Raw genomic sequence first — 16,719 nt, 5'->3', positions numbered from 1 at the left:
ACACCCCCGGAGCACACCATCATGAAACGCCAAACCCTCCTCAGCATCGCTTTCTCGGTTTTCGCAGTTAACGCTTTCGCCGCTACCTCTGCTCAACCTGTGGTCGCTGAAGGCGGCTCGGATCGTCTGATTGAAAGCCGTGTGGCCGAGGGTGGTTCCGATCGCCTGATCGAGAATCGTGTGGCTGAAGGTGGCTCCGATCGTTTGATCGAAAAACGCGTCGCTGCCGATGGTTCTGATCACCTGAATGGCAATCGTGTTGCTGCTGACGGCTCCGATCACCTGAATGGCAATCGTGTTGCTGCTGACGGCTCCGATCACCTGAATGGCAATCGTGTTGCTGCTGACGGCTCCGATCACCTGAATGGCAATCGTGTTGCTGCTGACGGCTCCGATCATCTGAATGGCAACCGCGTCGCCGAAGGCGGCTCCGACCGTCTGATCGAAAGCCGCGCTGTCTGAATGCAGTGCTTTACCGCAGGACTCAACGAAAAGCCCGGCCTCACCCGCCGGGCTTTTTCGTGCGGGTCATCAATTCGTCGGTTGTCCGTGCACTTTCGCGTGTCGCGAGAGACCGATCTTGATGCCGACCAGAATGGGCGCGGCAAAGACGAACAGCAGGGCCACGGCGAAGAACGCCGTATCGAAGGTCATCACCGTGGCCTGACCTGACACTGCTTTGCCCAGCAGGCTGGTAGCTGCCCGGCCAGCGGCCACCTGATCCATGCCCTTCCCCGCCAGCATCGCGGTGGTGGTCATCAGCCGTTCGATGACCGCATGCCCCCCAGGGGTGACGTTGGCGCCAAGGACCACGCCATTGCTGACAACCTGATGGTCGATCAAGGTCTGCAGCCCCGCGACGCCCATCAAGCCACCCAGTTGCCGCCCCGTATTGAACAGGCCGATGCCGCTGGCCAGGTTGCGGCTGTTGAGGTGACTGAAGGCGATCAGGGTGATCGACAGAAACAGGAAGCCAAGGCCCAGGCCGCGCAACAGGATGGCCGCCATCATGTCGCCGGCGCCGCTTTCGCTGGTGGAGCCGGACAGCATCCACATCGCCGCCATGATCAGCAGGATGCCCAAGGGCACGGTCGCCACCGGCGGCAGGCGGCGGACTTTGATCAACCAGGCAGCGATGAGCAACGAGCCGACAAAAAAACCGCCACTGGGCAACAGGAGCCAACCTGCATCGGTCGGTGTGAACGCGAGTACCGACAGGGCGAACGCCGGGATCAGGTAGGCGCTGCCGAACAGGGCGGCACCGGCGACGAAACTGACGATAAAGGCAAAGGTGAAATCGCTTGTTTTGAACAGGCTGAAATCGAGCAGCCCTTGGTCGTTGGCCAAGACCTGTTGGCCGAGAAAGGCCAGCAGCGCGGCACCGCCGAGCATCGTCAGTATCAGGATCCGCGGCTCCTCGAACCAATCCCAGCGGCTGCCCCGGCTGAGCACGTAGGTGAAACACAACAGCGCAGCACCGATCAGTGCACAGCCGAGCCAGTCAAACGAATGTTGCCGGACCCTGGCAGGCATGGGGTGGTCGGCGATGAGCAAGAGCCCCGTCGCCGCCAGGGCCAGCGGCACCACGCTGAAGAAAATCCAGGTCCAGGACTGGCTGTCGATCAACCACCCTTGCAGGGCCGGTGCGAGGGTCGCCGACGCGACCACGGCCGCCATGGCGAACAGGGCTTGCAGGATCGGCTGAAGGGCGCGTGGATAACCGCGAAAAATCAGCGCCTGACCCGCCACCAACAAAGTACCGCCAGCGAAGCCTTGCAGGATGCGCAGTGCGATCAGCAGTTCCAACCGGGCGGTAATGGCGGCCACGCAGCATGCCAGGCCCATGACCAGGGTGGCGTCGATGATCACGTTGCGCGCGGAAAACCGCTGCATCAGCCAAGGGGCAAGCATGAACCCGATCAGTTTGAACGCGATGTAGCCGACATCCAGCCAGGCGAACTCGTCAGGCGTGGCATAGGTGTCGCCGATGATGTCACTGCGGCCGAGGGCCAGCACGGTGCTGGCGATCGCTTCCGTCAACGTCGCCAGCACGATGCCCACCATGAGCAGGACGCCATTCGTTGCCCTGACGCGGCTCAGTCTGGCGCTTTTCATGAACCGGCCCCTTGCGCAACCTCCACCCGCGCGGACAGGCCCGGCACGATGCGCCCCGGCAGCGGATTGTGGGCCAGACGGATCTTCACCGGCACGCGCTGCACGACACGCACAAAGTTCCCGGTGGCGTTGTCGGGCGGCAGCAGGCTGAACGCCGAGCCACTGCCCGGTGCAAAACTGTCGACCACGCCATCGAGTGCCGCATCGGGGTAGCCATCGACCGTGACGCGCACGGACTGACCGGGGCGAATATGTTCAAGCTGGGTTTCCTTGAAGTTCGCCACCACCCACACATCGTTGACCGGCACGATATCGAGCAGGGAGACACCCGGCGTGACGAAACGACCGAGGCGAACCTGACGGTTGCCGACCACGCCATCCACCGGCGCGTGTACCACGGTGTGATCGAGATCGATCCGGGCGAGATCGCGCACGGCCTGTGCCTGGGTCACGGCGGCCACGGCAGCCTCGCGCTCGGCCACAAACACCGCGATGCGTTGCTGTTGCGCCTCGACCGTGGCCGAGGCGGCCGACACCGAGGCCACGGCTCTGGATTGCGCCGTGCCGGTTTCATCGACCAGGGCCTGGCTGACCGCATTGCTGACGATCAGTTTGCGGCTGCGGTCGTGGGTCTTGGCCGCCAGGCTCATGTCGGCGGTGGCCGAGCGCCTTTGTGCTTCGGCCTGCCTGATCAGCGCGTGCTGAAGCTGGATCTGTGCGTCGACATGGGTCAGGCGCGCCTGGGCGGCGCTGACATTGGCCTCGGCTTGCGCAAGTTTGGCGCGATAGTCGCGGTCATCGATACGAAACAGCACATCACCGGCACGCACGGCCTGGTTGTCCCGGACCTCGACCGCCGTGACATAGCCGGCCACCTTGGCGGCGAGCGAGGTGACATCCCCGCGGACATAGGCATTGTCGGTCGAGGTCACGCCATTGGAAAATGCCAGGGCTCCCCAAGCCGCCACGACCATCAAGGCCGCGACGCACAGCAACAGGCCGATGGTCTTGCGCTTGCTGCGCCGCACCACGACCACAGGCGTTGCGCTACTTGCGCCGGTGGCAATGGCGGCCTTGTCCTGGAGCGAGTTCATTTTTTGATTTCCTGTGCAGTGCCAAGAACCAGGCAGCCACTGGTCGGCAGGGTCTGCCGCCCAGCTGTCGAGCCTTCATGAGCGAGTTGATCGGCTCACTGTTTGATCGGTGTCACGAGCACATTTTCTTCGGTGTCGAGGACGAACACCGCCAACAGGCGCGCCGGTTGGGTGTCGCTGGCGTTGGCGCTGACCAGGTGCACGGAACCCGGCTCCTCTACGAAGTTTTCGCCGACCTTGTAGATCTTTTCCGGCTGGCCTTTGACCTGGATGCGAAACGCGCCCTCCAGCACCGTTGCATAGATGAAGGCGGTTTTCGGATGGGTGTGGGCCGGCGACGCTGCACCCGGCCCATACTCGACGACCACGCCCCTCATGCTCTTGCCAGGGATGTTGGGAATGGGACGGTCGAACACCACCGTCACCTTGCCGGGGGGCGGCTCGGCGGCCGATGCGGCGCTGATCGAGAGTGCTGCAAAGACAGCGGCCATTAGCAATCGGGTAACCATGGGGTTTCTCCTGGATGCGTAGGGAAATGCGAGGGTGCGAGCCGTTACTGCGCTGTCGACCGGGCCAGCCAGTCGTCGAAGCGGATCGTGCCCAGGCGTGCGTTCTTGCCGGTGACCAGCGATTGATCGTTGAGCACGGCGCCGAAGTAACGCGCGTGCACGTCCGGTACGACCTTGCGGTTGTCCTGCGTCGCTCGCAGAAAGCGCCTGGCCATCTCGTCGATCGGCATGGTTTCCGGGCCGCCGACTTCAACGGTGCCATTGACCGGTGCAGCCAGTACGACATCGGCCAACGCCGCCACCACGTCGTCGGACGCAATCGGCTGGATCAGCGCCGGCGAAGCATGAATTTCATCGCCAACGGTGAACGACTGGACAATGCCGCCGGCAAACTCGGAGAACTGCGTGGCACGCAAAATGGTGTAAGGCATGCCGGACGCCTTGATAAGGGCTTCCTGCGCGACCTTGGCTCGGAAATAGCCGGTATCGGGAAGCCGTTCGCTGCCGACAATCGACAGGGCAACATGATGACGGACCCCGGCAGCGGCTTCGGCGGCCAGCAGGTTACGGCTCGACGTTTCAAAGAAATCGAGAACGGCCTGGTCCTCCCACGACGGCGCGTTCGCCACGTCGACCACCACATCAGCGCCATCCATCGCGGCGGCCAGGCCTTCGCGGGTGATGCTGTTCACGCCCGTGCCGGGGCTAGCGGCGAACGCATCATGGCCGCGCTCGCGCAGGGTGTTCACAAGTTTCGATCCGATGAGGCCGGAGCCTCCGATGACGACGATCTTCATGACTTTTCTCCACTTGTCGACTGCAACCATTGCGTCGGTGTAGAGAAAGATTGCCTGCACCGGTGAGACAAGTCCTTGCGTCGGGCTTGGGTTTGCCTTGGCGAACGCTTGGATTTATGTCCAAAGCTGCTGACGTTCTTCCAGCCTCCCTTGCCGCTGACGGTGCAGCGGGTATCGAGCTGCCGTATCATCTGGCTCAATTACCAACCATCAGCCGCCTGGGACACGGAGTTGAGGGCGCTTCGCCAGGGGATGCACAACTTGCCATTCGCGTTTGAAGACTACGTACTCGATCAGGAGCGCCGGGAGCTGACCTTGCGCGGGCAGGTCGTGGCCGTCGGCCCGCAGGTCTTCGATCTGTTGCTGCTGTTCGTCAACAATCCCGATCGGGTCCTCAGCAAGGACGAATTGCTCAAGGCGGTGTGGAGCGGCCGGATCGTTTCCGAATCGACGATCACCAGCCACATCAATGCGGTGCGCAAGGCCATCGGTGATACCGGTGAAGAGCAGCGCCTGGTGCGCACCGTCGCCCGCAAGGGCTACCGCTTCGTTGGCCAGATCAACGGCAACATGACCGGGCAAGCGCGACAGCCTGACATCGATGAACGCTCGAGCGCTGCCCCGAAGCAAATCCCCTCCTCGACGCTCGTCCTGCCGGAAAAACCCTCGATTACCGTCCTGCCCTTCCAGAACCTGAGCGGCGATCCGGAGCAGGAATACTTCGCCGATGGCGTCGTGGAGGACATCATCGCCGCCCTGTCGCGTATTCGCTGGCTGTTCGTCATCGCGCGCAATTCGAGCTTCACCTACAAGGGCCAGGCGGTGGACGCCCAGGGCGTCGGCCAGGAGCTGGGCGTTCGCTACGTGCTCGAAGGCAGCGTGCGCAAGTGCGGGAACAGGCTGCGCATTACCGGGCAACTGATCGACGCGACGAGCGGGACGCACATCTGGGCGGAGCGCTTCGAAGGCCTGCTCGACGACATCTTCGAGCTGCAGGACCAAATCACCGAGAGCGTCGTCGGCGCGATCGCGCCGCAACTGGAACGGGCGGAAATCGAACGCGCCAAGCGCAAGCCGACGGAAAGCCTGGACGCCTACGACTACTATCTGCGCGGCATGGCAAAACTGCACAGCGGCAGCCAGGAAGCCATCGAGCAGGCGCTGCCGATGTTCTACCAGGCCATCGAACTCGATGCGGAGTTTGCCTCGGCCTATGGCATGGCCGCCTGGTGCCATTTCTGGCGCAAGCTCAATGGCTGGATGACCGACCGGCCTGCGGAAATCGCCGAGGGCATACGGCTGGCGCGTCTGGCGGTAACCCTTGGCCGCGATGATGCGGTTGCACTGACGCGCGGCGGACATGCCCTGAGCCATCTCGCCGGCGAAGTCGACGCCGGCATTGCACTGCTCGACCGGGCGCGCCTGCTCAATCCCAACCTCGCCCCCGCCTGGTTTCTGGGCGGTATCCTGCGGGCACTGCGCGGTGAAACAGACGCTGCCATCGAGCATTTGCAGCATGCCGTTCGCTTGAGTCCGCTGGATCCGGAAATGTTCAGGATGCAGGTCGGGATGGCGCTCGCGCATTTCTTCGCCGGGCACTTCGATGCTGCGGCGGACTGGGCGGAAAAGGCCCTGGGCAACCTGCCCAGCCTGCTGATCGCGGCGGCGCTGGTGGCGGCCAGTCATGCGCTCGGCGGTCGAATGGATAAAGCGAAGTGGGCGATGCAACGTCTGCAAAAGCTGGATTCGTCTTTGCGCCTGGGCACCCTCAAGGACTGGCTGCCCATTCAACGGCCCGAGGATTTCGCCCGTTTCGTCGATGGACTGCGGCTGGCGGGATTGCCCGAGTGAAGACGACGCCCCTGTAGGAGCGAGCTTGCTCCTACAGGGTAGGCTAAGCTTTGAGCAACTCGTTGCTCACGATGCTCGGTTCTGCAGGTTTTGGGTTTTTCTGGAGAGCGTCTGCAACAGCTATCCCAGACTGGCCCAAACCTTTCACGCAGGATTGCCGTGATGACCGAGCCCCTTCTCAGCTTTGATGCACTCAAGCGCGCCGCGGCTGCCGGCGAAATCGATACCGTACTGGTCTGCATGGTCGACATGCAGGGACGCCTGGTCGGCAAGCGCTTCCAGGTCGAGTTTTTCATCGACAGCGGCCACGAAGAAACCCACTGCTGCAACTACCTGTTGGCCGATGACATCGATATGGAACCGGTGCCGGGTTACGCCGCGGCCAGTTGGAGCAAGGGTTACGGCGATTTCGTGCTCAAGCCCGACATGTCCACCCTGCGGCGCGTGCCCTGGCTTGAATGCACGGCACTGGTGCTGTGCGACGTGCTCGATCATCACCATCGCCAGGACCTGCCCCACAGCCCTCGGGCGATTCTGAAAAAGCAGGTCGAGCGCCTGCGCGAGCGCGGCTATACCGGCATGTTTGCCTCGGAACTCGAGTTCTATCTGTTCGACGAGAGTTACGAGTCGATCCACGAGCGCAACTATCACAAACCGAAAACCGCCGGCCATTACATCGAGGATTACAACATCCTCCAGACCACCCGCGAAGAGCCGGTGCTGCGGGCGATTCGCAAGCATTTGCAGGCCTCGGGCATTCCCGTGGAAAACTCCAAGGGTGAATGGGGCCCGGGGCAGGAAGAGATCAACATCCGCTACGCCGATGCCATGACCATGGCCGACCACCACGTCATCATCAAGCACGCCTGCAAGGAGATCGCGCAGTTGCAGGGCAAGGCGATCACCTTCATGGCCAAGTGGCGCTACGACGCCGCAGGTTCCAGCAGCCATATCCATAATTCGTTGTGGGACAAGAACGCCAAAAAGCCGCTGTTCTTCGACGCCAAAGCCGAGTTCGGCATGTCGAAACTGATGCGGGCCTGGGTCGCCGGGCAGCTCAGGTACGCCAACGACATCACCTGTTTTCTCGCGCCCTATATCAACTCCTACAAGCGCTTCCAGGCTGGCACTTTTGCGCCGACGCGGGCGGTGTGGAGCCGCGACAATCGCACCGCCGGCTTTCGCCTGTGTGCCGAAGGCAGCAAGGCCATCCGCATCGAATGCCGCATCGGCGGTGCCGACCTCAACCCCTATCTGGCCTTCGCTGCGTTGATCGCGGCAGGTTTGGCGGGTATCGACGAGAAGCTCGACCTGGCGCCACCGTTCGAAGGCGACGCCTACCTCGATGAGCATTTGCCGGAAGTGTCCAAGACCCTGCGCGAGGCGAGCGCCGCCCTCAAAACCTCCAGTATGTTGCGCGAGGCGTTCGGCGATGAGGTGGTCGACCATTACGTGCACACCGCCGAGTGGGAGCAGAAGGAGTACGACCGGCGAATCACCGACTGGGAATTGCAGCGCGGTTTCGAGCGCTACTGAGAACATCATGACTGAAAAGGTACAACTGATCTCCCCGGTCGATGGCCGGGTGTACGTCGAACGCGAGGTGGCCGATGCGCAGCAGGTCGAGCAGGCACTGACGGCCGCTGCCAATGCACAGGCGTCATGGCAACGCCGCTCACTGAGCGAACGTGCGGCTTATTGCAGTGCCGCGGTGGACGCGATGCTGTCGATGCAGGCGGACATCGTGCCGGAGCTGGCCTGGCAGATGGGCCGCCCGGTGCGTTACGGCGCCGGCGAGCTGCGCGGTTTTGCCGAACGCGCCCGACACATGATCGCCATCGCTCCACGGGCCCTGGCCGCTGTAGAGCCTGCGCCCAAGGCGGGTTTTCGACGCTACATCAAACGCGAGCCGCTGGGCACGGTGCTGGTGGTCGCCCCGTGGAACTACCCCTACCTGACGGCGGTGAACACGATCATCCCGGCGTTGATGGCCGGCAACAGCGTGATCCTCAAGCACGCGTCGCAAACCCTGCTGGTGGGCGAGCGTTTCGCCGAGGCCATGCGTCGCGCAAAACTGCCCGAAGGGCTGTTCCAGAATCTGCTGCTCAATCATGTGTCGACCGGGGTGATCATTGCTGGCGGGCGCGTGCAGCAAGTGAACTTCACCGGTTCCGTGGAGGCCGGCAAAGTCATGGAAAGCGTCGCCAGCGGACGATTTATCGGCATGGGCCTGGAGCTTGGCGGAAAAGACCCGGCCTATGTCCGGGCAGACGCCAACCTTGAACAGGCGGTGGAAAATCTGGTGGACGGCAGCTTCTTCAATTCCGGGCAGAGTTGCTGTGCCGTGGAGCGCATTTATGTCGACCAGAAAATCTTCCCGGTGTTTGTCGAGCGCTTCGCCGAATTGACCCGCCAGTACGTACTGGGCAACCCGCTGGACGAAGCCACCACCCTCGGCCCGCTGGTGACACCGGGCGCCGCCTTTTTCGTTCGTGGCCAGATCGCCGAAGCGCTGGCCCAGGGCGCGACGGCGATGGTCGATCCGCAGGCATTTGCCGCCGACGTACCGGGCAGCGCCTACCTCGCGCCGCAGGTCCTGGTCGATGTCAGCCATCAAATGTCGGTCATGCGCGACGAAAGCTTTGGCCCGGTGGTCGGCATCATGCCGGTGACCAGCGATGAAGAAGCCATCGCCTTGATGAACGACAGCGAGTTCGGGCTCAGCGCTTCCATCTGGACCCGGGACCTCGCGGCGGCCGAACGCCTGGGCAACGAGATCGCCACCGGCACGGTTTTCATGAACCGCTGCGATTACCTGGACCCGGCTCTGGCCTGGACCGGCGTGAAAAACAGCGGGCGCGGCGTCACCCTGTCGCCACTGGGCTACGAGCACCTGACCCGCGCCAAATCCTTTCATCTGCGTCACGAGGTGTAGACCATGAACCTGACAGGAAACTGGAGCTACCCCACGAGCGTTCGGTTCGGTGTCGGGCGCATCGCCGAGCTGGCCGAGGTCTGTCGCAGCCAGGGCATCCAGCGCCCCTTGCTGGTGACCGACAGCGGCCTGGCGCGCGCGCCCATCACCACGGCGGCACTGGACGCGTTGCGCGCCGCCGGTCTTGGCGTGGCGCTGTTCTGTGATCTCAAACCCAACCCGGTGGAAGCCAACCTGGCCGGCGGGCTCGACGCCTGGCGTGCCGGCCAGCACGACGGCGTGATCGCGTTCGGCGGCGGCAGTGGCCTGGACATGGGCAAGCTGATTGCCTTCATGAGCGGCCAGACCCGCCCGGTCTGGGATTTCGAGGACATCGGCGACTACTGGACCCGCGCCGACGACAGCCGCATCGCCCCGATCATTGCCGTGCCGACTACGGCGGGAACCGGTTCCGAAGTCGGTCGTGCGGCGGTGATCATCGACGAGAGCACCCACACCAAACGCATCATCTTCCACCCGAAAATGATGCCGCGCGTGGTGATCAGCGATGCGGCCCTCACGGTCGGCATGCCCGCCAAGGTCACCGCCGGCACTGGCATGGACGCGTTATCCCATTGCCTGGAAGCCTACTGCGCCCCCGGTTTTCACCCCCTGGCCGATGGCATTGCCGTGGAAGGCATGCGCCTGGTGGCCAATTCGCTGGTGAAGGCGGTACACACGCCGTCGGACCTCGAGGCGCGCGCGCATATGCTCGCGGCGGCGGCGATGGGCGCCACGGCATTCCAGAAAGGCCTGGGCGGGATGCATGCGCTCTCGCATCCGGTGGGGGCGTTGTACGACACCCATCACGGCATGACCAATGCCACCTTCATGCCCTATGTCCTGCAGTTCAATCGCACGGCCATCGAGGAGCGCATCACCCGCCTGGCGGCGTACCTGCGCCTGCCCTCCCCCGGCTTCGACAGTTTCATGGCCTTCGTGCTCAAGCTGCGCAAGGACATCGGCGTACCCCATACCCTGGTTGAACTGGGCGTGGATGACCGGCAGGCCGACCTGATCGCCGACATGGCGATTGTCGACCCCTGCGCCGGCGGCAACCCGTTGCCATTGACCCGGGACGGTGTGGCAAGGATTTTCGACGCGGCATTTCACGGCCGCCTGTAGGAGCGAGCCTTATCAGCCGGGCTTTTTTGCACGCAGATGAATTATCCTGTGCCTCCCCGATTTCACCCCGGAGACACCTGTGTCCGCCCTCACCGCCCGCGAGGTTTACCAGCCGTTGCGCAATGCCGCCCAAGGCATTTGCACCTTCAAGCGAGTCGATGACGCTGGCGAGTCCGACCATGTACGGGTCGACATCGACGGCTGGCGCCTGACGCTCGACGTCGACGCTGGTCACTTGCGTCACTGCCTGCACGGCCAAAGCCCCGATGGCCGTGAATATGTGTTCGACAGCGGGCAACGCTTCGGTACCGACCCGGTCAGTTTGCTCAGCACCTGGGAGCTGGCGCAGATTGAACGGCTGCTGGCCTGAATCCTTCGCAAGCTGTCGTTCCCTGGCCGCACTTGTGATAAACAAGCCGGAGTGATTTCAGCGTCCAAGGAGGTTCTGCCATGCCCCGTTCCACTCGCTTGCCGTACTGGCTGGCCTGCACCCTGCTCGGCTCGTTCGCTGGCTGTGTGCAAGCGGACACTCCGCCCCCCGCGCCCGATGCCTTGCAACCCTTGCTAGCGACGATGAATGAGCGGTTGGACATCAGTGAGCGGGTGGCGCTGACCAAGTGGGACAGCGGCAAACCGGTCCAGGACAACGCCCGGGAAGCGCAAGTCATCGCCAACGCCCGCCAGCAAGCCACTCAGCGCCAGCTCGATCCCGACGATGTCGCCGACCTCATCGCCGCCCAGATCGAAGCCAGCAAATGGGTGCAATACGGCCGGCTCGCGCAATGGCAAGCGGAGCACAAGGCACCGGACACGCCACGGCCGGACCTCATTAACGACATCCGGCCCAAGCTCGACAAATTGCAAAACCTGCTGCTCCTGCAGTACGCCGATTTCCTACCCTACCGCAAAGACCCGAACTGCCCGCAATGGCTGGCCACCGAACGCTACGCGCTGATCAAGGATTACCTGCATGACCAGGCGATGATTCGTGCGACCGGGGAGCTGTGTATCGCTGGGCGATAACGTCAATGGGCGACGATGTCGCCAGGGTGATCGACCAACGCTTTCGCACCACCACAATAAAAAAACAGGAGTTGAAGATGTCCGAGCTGAACCTGAACCCCAATGTCGCAGCGTCCCTGAAGCAGTGGCACGGGATGATCGGCAACCGCGACTTGAGCGGCTTGCCTGAATTGCTCGATCCGCAGGCGGTGTTCCGTTCGCCGATGGCACACACGCCGTATCCCGGGGCGCCAGTGGTGGCGATGATCCTCAACACGGTCATGAACGTATTCGAGGAGTTTGCCTACCACCGCGAACTGGCGACGGCGGATGGCTTGAACGTGATCCTCGAATTCAGCGCCAGGGTCGGCGGGAAAGAGCTCAAGGGCATCGACATGATCCGCTTCAACGAACAGGGCAAGATTGTCGAGTTTGAAGTGATGGTGCGGCCGCTGAGTGGCTTGCAGGCGTTGGGTGAGGAAATGGGGCGGCGCCTTGGGGCTTATCTGAAGGCCAGCAAGGCCTGACTTATCTGACTCACCAAAAATCCCTGTGGAAGCGAGCTTGCTCGCGATGAGGGAGTGTCAGCCAACGTCTTGTTCACTGACCCACCGCTATCGCGAGCAAGCTCGCTCCCACAGTTGTTCTGCGTCCGGCGTTGCAGGCTCTGCAAACCATCAAATGGCCGGGTTCCTGTCTGAACTGATCAGCAGCGTATTTTTTTGTGGGAGCGAGCTTGCTCGCGATGAGGGAGTGTCAGCCAACGTCTTGTTCACTGACCCACCGCAATCGCGAGCAGGCTCGCTCCTACAAGTTTGTGTACAACCTGGAATCGTCACACCATCGGCGGAGATTACGTCGATGTCGAACTGCCCCCCTTGCGCTACGGGTAGAGTTCGGACGGCAGGTCGATCATTGCGCCGGGAAGGTTTGCAGGTAGGCGAGCAGGTCTTCGATTTTTTCCGGATCACTGAGGCCCCAGAAAATCATGCGGGTGCCGGGCACGACTTTCTTTGGCGCTTCGAGGTAGGCGATCAGGGTTTCGCGGTCCCAGACCAGATTGGCGGATTTCATCGCATCGGAATACACATAGTCCGTGGTGACGGCGGAGTGGCGACCGATCACGCCATTGAGTTGCGGGCCAAAGGAAGCACGGGCCGATTCGCCGATCTGATGGCAGCCGCTGCAGAGGCGCTTGAACAGTTTTTCCCCGGCCTGGACATCGCCTGCGGCAAGGGTGGGCGGGCTAAACAGGCCAACGGTGAGTGCCAGGGCGAGGGTCAGGGCAGCGATGTTCTTCATGTTCCGTTTCCAGTCGGGTGTTGCCGGACAGCTATTGGAACATGCAGGCCGGGGATATCCCAAGTGGTCAAATGGACGCAATCCCTGTGGGAGCGAGCTTGCTCGCGATGGCGCCGGGTCAGTCGACACATGCATTGCCTGGCAGCCCGCTATCGCGAGCAAGCTCGCTCCCACAGGGGTTCTGTGTACTGAGTTACTTTTTGGTTCGGGAGGTATTGAGCTCAATGGCTGCCTGAATCAACGCCGTCAGCGCCGTGCCATCGATCAGCTCACCCTCGCGGATATCGATGGCGCGCCGCGTGTTGCCTTCAAGGCTTGAGTTGAACAGCTCCGACGGATCGTCCAGCGAAGCGCCCTTGGCGAAGGTCATCTTCACCACTTGCTTGTAGGTTTCACCGGTGCAAATGATGCCGGCATGGGACCACACCGGCACGCCGCGCCACTTCCACTCTTCGATCACTTCGGGGTCGGCCTGGTGGATGATCTTGCGGACGTGGGCCAGGGTTTCGCCACGCCAGTCGGCCAGTTCCCGGATTCGCTCGTCGATCAGCGCCGAGGCTTCGCTTGAGTCAACCTTGTCCGTTTTCATCACTGTCTGCACCCTCATCATGATGGCTGTGACCGATGAGGGTAGACGGTGCTCGAAGGCTTTCAAGAGTCGCTGACTGACGGCGCCTGGGGCACGGGGCGGGTTTTCACGGTGACGAACATTTTGATGCGATCGCCGATTTCCTGGAGGGTATGGCGGAACGGGTCGTGCCTTTCGCTGGTGGTCGGGTCTTCGAAGCTCCAGACCATCACTTCACCGGTAAACGGCATGCGCGCGGCCTCTTCAGAGGACTTGTCGCACAGGGTGATGACGTAGTCGAATGCCTGGCCTTCGAAATCTTCGAGGGACTTGCTGCGCAAGCCGCTGGCATCGACACCGATGTGATCGAGGGATTCGAACGTGCGCGGGTCGATCTCGCTGGCCTCGAGCCCGGCACTGAAGGCCTGGAAATCGGCAGGATCGATATGGCGCAGCAGGGCTTCGGCCATGGGTGAGCGGACATCGTTTCTGGCGCAGACGAACAGCACGCGACGGGGGTCGGTCATGGGTTTACCTCGGCTGGCGGACTTTAGTGTTTGCTCATCAATCCATGCAGCACGCCAAACCGCAAACCCGGTTCCGACGCAATCATATGTGTGATGCCGAACACCTTGAACGCTGCCAGCATCAACACCAGGCCGCCGGGCAAAATGCTCAGGCGATGGGTGGGCAACCCCGCCAGCTTGAGGTGTTTCACATGTTTGACTTCCAGCAGGCGCAACGACAGGCGCAACAGGCCACCGTAGGTGATACCGCTCTGGTCGTCATCATTGAGGCCATTGGCCTTGAGCACCTTGGCCAGCATCCGCGCGGTCCCGGAAGAACCGATCGCCTGCTGCCAGCCCATGGTGCGGTAACGGCGGGCAATGCGTTCGAATTGCACGGTGGCCGCGCGTTCGGCCTCCAATAGCGCTTCGGCCACGATCCGTCCGCCGTGGAAGTAATGCGCACCGAAGGTGCCGCTGCCGATGGCAATGCTCTCGGTGACCAGCAGCTGGTCGCCACGGCCGATGATCATCTCCGTGGAGCCACCGCCGATATCCACCACCAGCCGCGCGGTTTGCGCCGGCAAGGTGTGGGCCACGCCGGCGTAGACCAGTTGCGCCTCTTCGTGACCGGAAATGACGTCGATGCGAAAGCCCAGGTGGCGCTCGGCACTGGCCAGGAACAGCGGCGCGTTGTCCGCTTCGCGCACGGCGCTGGTGGCCACCGCCCGCACGCGCCCGGCCTCGAAACCGCGCAGTTTCTTGCCGAATCGCGCCAGCGCCTGCCAGCCACGGTCCAGCGCCAACTCATCGAGCGCCCCGCCCTGCAGGCCTTCGGCCAGACGCACCGGCTCGCGCAGGGTCTTCACTTCCTGGATGACCATCTGCTGGTTCCGTCTCACCGACTGGCCAATCATCAGGCGAAACGCATTGGAGCCCAGGTCGATGGCGGCAAACAGTGGGGCGTCTTTCATAGGGAGTTCCTTGCACATTCATCTGCCGGCGGACTGGCGGCCGTCGGGCACTCAAGACGGATTGCGAGGATCTTGCCATTACTTCGATGACACCCAGATGACACCGCCTGGAGATCTGACCCACACCACAGTTAATCACTCGCAACAGGACTTTCGGCATCCGGATGAATGGCCATCAAGCCGTCATCGAAACGTCATGAACCGGGCGGCATAATCAAGTCATTCAATGCGTGCTTTAACTTTCTGCTGCCAATTCTGGTGGCTTTTTTTTGCCTGAAATTCTGCTTACAGACACTCCTGCGCCGCACGCTCGAACGTCGACGGCACGAACGCCGACGCCAGCAGCTTGCGCTCGTACAGGAACACCTTGCCGCCATTCGAGGCTTTGTAGGTTTCAAGCACGTTGTCCGCCGCCACTTTGCTCGATACGACGATCCGGTAGCTGCGTTGGGTTTGCGATACCGTGGGCGCCAGTGCATCGTCCTGCAACTTCGGCACCACGCAATGGGTGTACTCCTCGGGCGACTTTGACGTCTGCAAGGTCATGGTCGGATCGTTTGGCGTGGCACAACCGGCCAGCAGCAGTGAAGCGAAGGCCAGGGTCGGGGCAAGAAAAGTGCGCATGAATCAGGTCCTGAAAAGAAATCAACAGTGAATTGGGTTGCCCACCGGTCAATGGACGCAGGGCTAATTAATGGGTTGCTGCGGTCAATCCGGCGGTTACCAGCGCCTTCAACGACGCATCGAACTGTTTCAGCGCGGTCAGTTGCAGGTCGCGTTGCTGATCGATTTGCGCGGCGATCTCGGGGGCGGTCTTGTCATGTACCCACACCGACGGCAGTTGTTTTTCCACCGCGCCTTCGGCCTTGCCGATGTACTGCAGGCTGGCGTCGTAGAACCGCGCGGCGAAACGCGCCTCGACCCGATCGTTACGCTGGGTCAGCAACTGGTTGTGGGTGTCGAGCATCACCACTACATCCGGATGGGCCTGCACCAGGGCATCGAGGTTGTCGTAGACCGTTACCGACACAAAGGTGTGGTGCAACGAAGTCATCAGCCAGTCGATGGCCAGGTCCGGATCGGAGCTGTTGACGAACGCCCGGCGAATCCGCGCATCCAGTGCGTTTTTCGCGCCATTCACGGCCACCGAGTGGTATTGCTCAAGGTATTGCAGGTTTTCCACGGTGTTCTCGCTGTAGAGCACCCCCACCGTCTGCCCGTATTGCAATCCGCCCTGGCTCCCGGTGATGGGCGGCAGATGGCAGGCGCGTGCGTCCTCGGCATAGGCCGATGCGGTGGATGCAACACTGCCCAGCAACAGGGCAATCACAGCCAGTCGGGTCAAGATTCTCATCGCGCAGGTTCCTTGAGCAGCGTCTTCAATGCAGGCGATTTTCCGCCTTTGCGCAAAAAACAGAACTTGCGATTCCTGATGGTGACTATTGACTGAACCGATAGTGCGGGGGCGCCAGTGCATGCCTCTGGCGTAAACTTACCGGTCAATGTCGAACAAGCGCCTGTGCCGGGCGCCCACGGTTGATTACAGTGGCGCCTGCACTCCAAACCTGATCAAGGAACGAAACAATGGTGACCTGCTACCTCAAATACGTACTCGACCCCTACCAGCTCGACGCATTCGAGCACTACGGCAAGCTGTGGATGCCCCTGGTGGAAAAATTCGGCGGCCAGCACCACGGCTACTTCTTACCTTCGGAAGGCGCCAACAACATCGCCCTGGCGCTGTTCACCTTTCCGAGCCTGGCGGCGTACGAACATTACCGGCAGCAGTCGATGAACGATCCGGAGTGCATCGCTGCATTCAAGTACGCCGAAGAGCGGAAATTCATCCTCAGCTACGAGCGTTCGTTCATGCGGCCGGTGTTTGGCGAGCAGGATCGCTGA

At 62.1% G+C, this 16,719-nt stretch carries 19 protein-coding genes; 9 read left to right on the top strand and 10 right to left on the bottom strand.

Features of this window, described 5'->3' with window-relative positions:
- Positions 1–21: 21 nt before the first annotated feature.
- On the top strand, positions 22–462 hold the full coding sequence (locus ACM6IK_RS23530; protein ID WP_223547603.1) for a hypothetical protein: 441 nt from the start codon (positions 22–24) through the stop codon (positions 460–462).
- A gap of 69 nt (positions 463–531) precedes the next feature.
- Here ACM6IK_RS23530 and ACM6IK_RS23525 read toward each other — a convergent pair whose 3' ends face one another.
- From ACM6IK_RS23525 to ACM6IK_RS23510, 4 genes are all read right to left on the bottom strand, one after another.
- A complete protein-coding gene (locus ACM6IK_RS23525) occupies positions 532–2,115 on the bottom strand; it encodes a DHA2 family efflux MFS transporter permease subunit (protein ID WP_414876215.1) in 1,584 nt (527 codons plus the stop codon).
- Positions 2,112–3,209 (bottom strand): HlyD family secretion protein, encoded by a 1,098-nt coding sequence (locus ACM6IK_RS23520; protein WP_414876214.1) that lies wholly within the window; start codon positions 3,207–3,209, stop codon positions 2,112–2,114. The genes ACM6IK_RS23525 and ACM6IK_RS23520 overlap by 4 nt, the downstream gene beginning before the upstream one ends.
- Positions 3,210–3,304: 95 nt before the next feature.
- Positions 3,305–3,718, bottom strand: coding sequence for a cupin domain-containing protein (locus ACM6IK_RS23515; protein WP_414876213.1), 414 nt, complete (start codon positions 3,716–3,718; stop codon positions 3,305–3,307).
- A gap of 44 nt (positions 3,719–3,762) precedes the next feature.
- Entirely contained in the window at positions 3,763–4,515 is a 753-nt protein-coding gene (locus ACM6IK_RS23510; RefSeq protein ID WP_414876212.1) for an SDR family oxidoreductase, read from the bottom strand.
- 261 nt (positions 4,516–4,776) lie between these two features.
- Here ACM6IK_RS23510 and ACM6IK_RS23505 point away from each other — a divergent pair, with 261 nt between their 5' ends.
- From ACM6IK_RS23505 to ACM6IK_RS23475, 7 genes are all read left to right on the top strand, one after another.
- Positions 4,777–6,366 carry a winged helix-turn-helix domain-containing tetratricopeptide repeat protein gene (locus tag ACM6IK_RS23505; protein WP_414876349.1) on the top strand — a complete coding sequence of 530 codons (1,590 nt, stop codon included), beginning with the start codon at positions 4,777–4,779 and terminating at the stop codon, positions 6,364–6,366.
- A gap of 162 nt (positions 6,367–6,528) precedes the next feature.
- Positions 6,529–7,902 (top strand): glutamine synthetase family protein, encoded by a 1,374-nt coding sequence (locus tag ACM6IK_RS23500; RefSeq protein ID WP_414876211.1) that lies wholly within the window; start codon positions 6,529–6,531, stop codon positions 7,900–7,902.
- 7 nt (positions 7,903–7,909) lie between these two features.
- On the top strand, positions 7,910–9,301 hold the full coding sequence (locus ACM6IK_RS23495; RefSeq protein WP_414876210.1) for an aldehyde dehydrogenase family protein: 1,392 nt from the start codon (positions 7,910–7,912) through the stop codon (positions 9,299–9,301).
- 3 nt (positions 9,302–9,304) lie between these two features.
- On the top strand, positions 9,305–10,465 hold the full coding sequence (locus ACM6IK_RS23490) for an iron-containing alcohol dehydrogenase (protein WP_414876209.1): 1,161 nt from the start codon (positions 9,305–9,307) through the stop codon (positions 10,463–10,465).
- 79 nt (positions 10,466–10,544) lie between these two features.
- On the top strand, positions 10,545–10,835 hold the full coding sequence (locus ACM6IK_RS23485; RefSeq protein WP_414876208.1) for a hypothetical protein: 291 nt from the start codon (positions 10,545–10,547) through the stop codon (positions 10,833–10,835).
- An 80-nt stretch (positions 10,836–10,915) separates the two neighbouring features.
- Positions 10,916–11,488: a chorismate mutase gene (locus tag ACM6IK_RS23480; protein WP_414876207.1), complete on the top strand. Its 573-nt coding sequence runs from the start codon at positions 10,916–10,918 to the stop codon at positions 11,486–11,488.
- A gap of 77 nt (positions 11,489–11,565) precedes the next feature.
- The gene (locus ACM6IK_RS23475) at positions 11,566–11,994 is read left to right on the top strand and encodes a nuclear transport factor 2 family protein (RefSeq protein ID WP_414876206.1); all 429 of its coding nucleotides are present in this window, start codon (positions 11,566–11,568) and stop codon (positions 11,992–11,994) included.
- A 385-nt stretch (positions 11,995–12,379) separates the two neighbouring features.
- Here the strand turns inward: ACM6IK_RS23475 and ACM6IK_RS23470 are convergent, their stop codons facing one another.
- The 6 genes from ACM6IK_RS23470 to ACM6IK_RS23445 form a co-directional block, all read right to left on the bottom strand.
- Positions 12,380–12,769 carry a c-type cytochrome gene (locus tag ACM6IK_RS23470; RefSeq protein WP_414876205.1) on the bottom strand — a complete coding sequence of 130 codons (390 nt, stop codon included), beginning with the start codon at positions 12,767–12,769 and terminating at the stop codon, positions 12,380–12,382.
- A 193-nt stretch (positions 12,770–12,962) separates the two neighbouring features.
- Positions 12,963–13,358, bottom strand: a complete 396-nt coding sequence (locus tag ACM6IK_RS23465) for a DUF1801 domain-containing protein (protein WP_414876204.1) — start codon at positions 13,356–13,358, stop codon at positions 12,963–12,965.
- Positions 13,359–13,420: 62 nt separating this feature from the next.
- Positions 13,421–13,864, bottom strand: coding sequence for an arsenate reductase ArsC (locus tag ACM6IK_RS23460; RefSeq protein WP_414876203.1), 444 nt, complete (start codon positions 13,862–13,864; stop codon positions 13,421–13,423).
- 23 nt (positions 13,865–13,887) lie between these two features.
- The gene (locus ACM6IK_RS23455; protein WP_414876202.1) at positions 13,888–14,817 is read right to left on the bottom strand and encodes a Ppx/GppA family phosphatase; all 930 of its coding nucleotides are present in this window, start codon (positions 14,815–14,817) and stop codon (positions 13,888–13,890) included.
- Positions 14,818–15,102: 285 nt separating this feature from the next.
- Positions 15,103–15,441 (bottom strand): hypothetical protein, encoded by a 339-nt coding sequence (locus tag ACM6IK_RS23450; protein ID WP_414876201.1) that lies wholly within the window; start codon positions 15,439–15,441, stop codon positions 15,103–15,105.
- Positions 15,442–15,508: 67 nt separating this feature from the next.
- Complete coding sequence (locus tag ACM6IK_RS23445) at positions 15,509–16,171, bottom strand: ATPase (RefSeq protein ID WP_414876200.1); 663 nt, start codon at positions 16,169–16,171, stop codon at positions 15,509–15,511.
- 230 nt (positions 16,172–16,401) lie between these two features.
- Between ACM6IK_RS23445 and ACM6IK_RS23440 the strand changes: the two genes are divergently transcribed.
- The gene (locus tag ACM6IK_RS23440; RefSeq protein ID WP_414876199.1) at positions 16,402–16,719 is read left to right on the top strand and encodes an NIPSNAP family protein; all 318 of its coding nucleotides are present in this window, start codon (positions 16,402–16,404) and stop codon (positions 16,717–16,719) included.

The organism is Pseudomonas sp. IT-196MI5 (assembly GCF_949767415.1).
Classification (GTDB): domain Bacteria; phylum Pseudomonadota; class Gammaproteobacteria; order Pseudomonadales; family Pseudomonadaceae; genus Aquipseudomonas.
The sequence above is the reverse complement of the archived record's forward strand: the minus strand, read 5'-3'. Positions and strand labels throughout refer to the sequence as shown.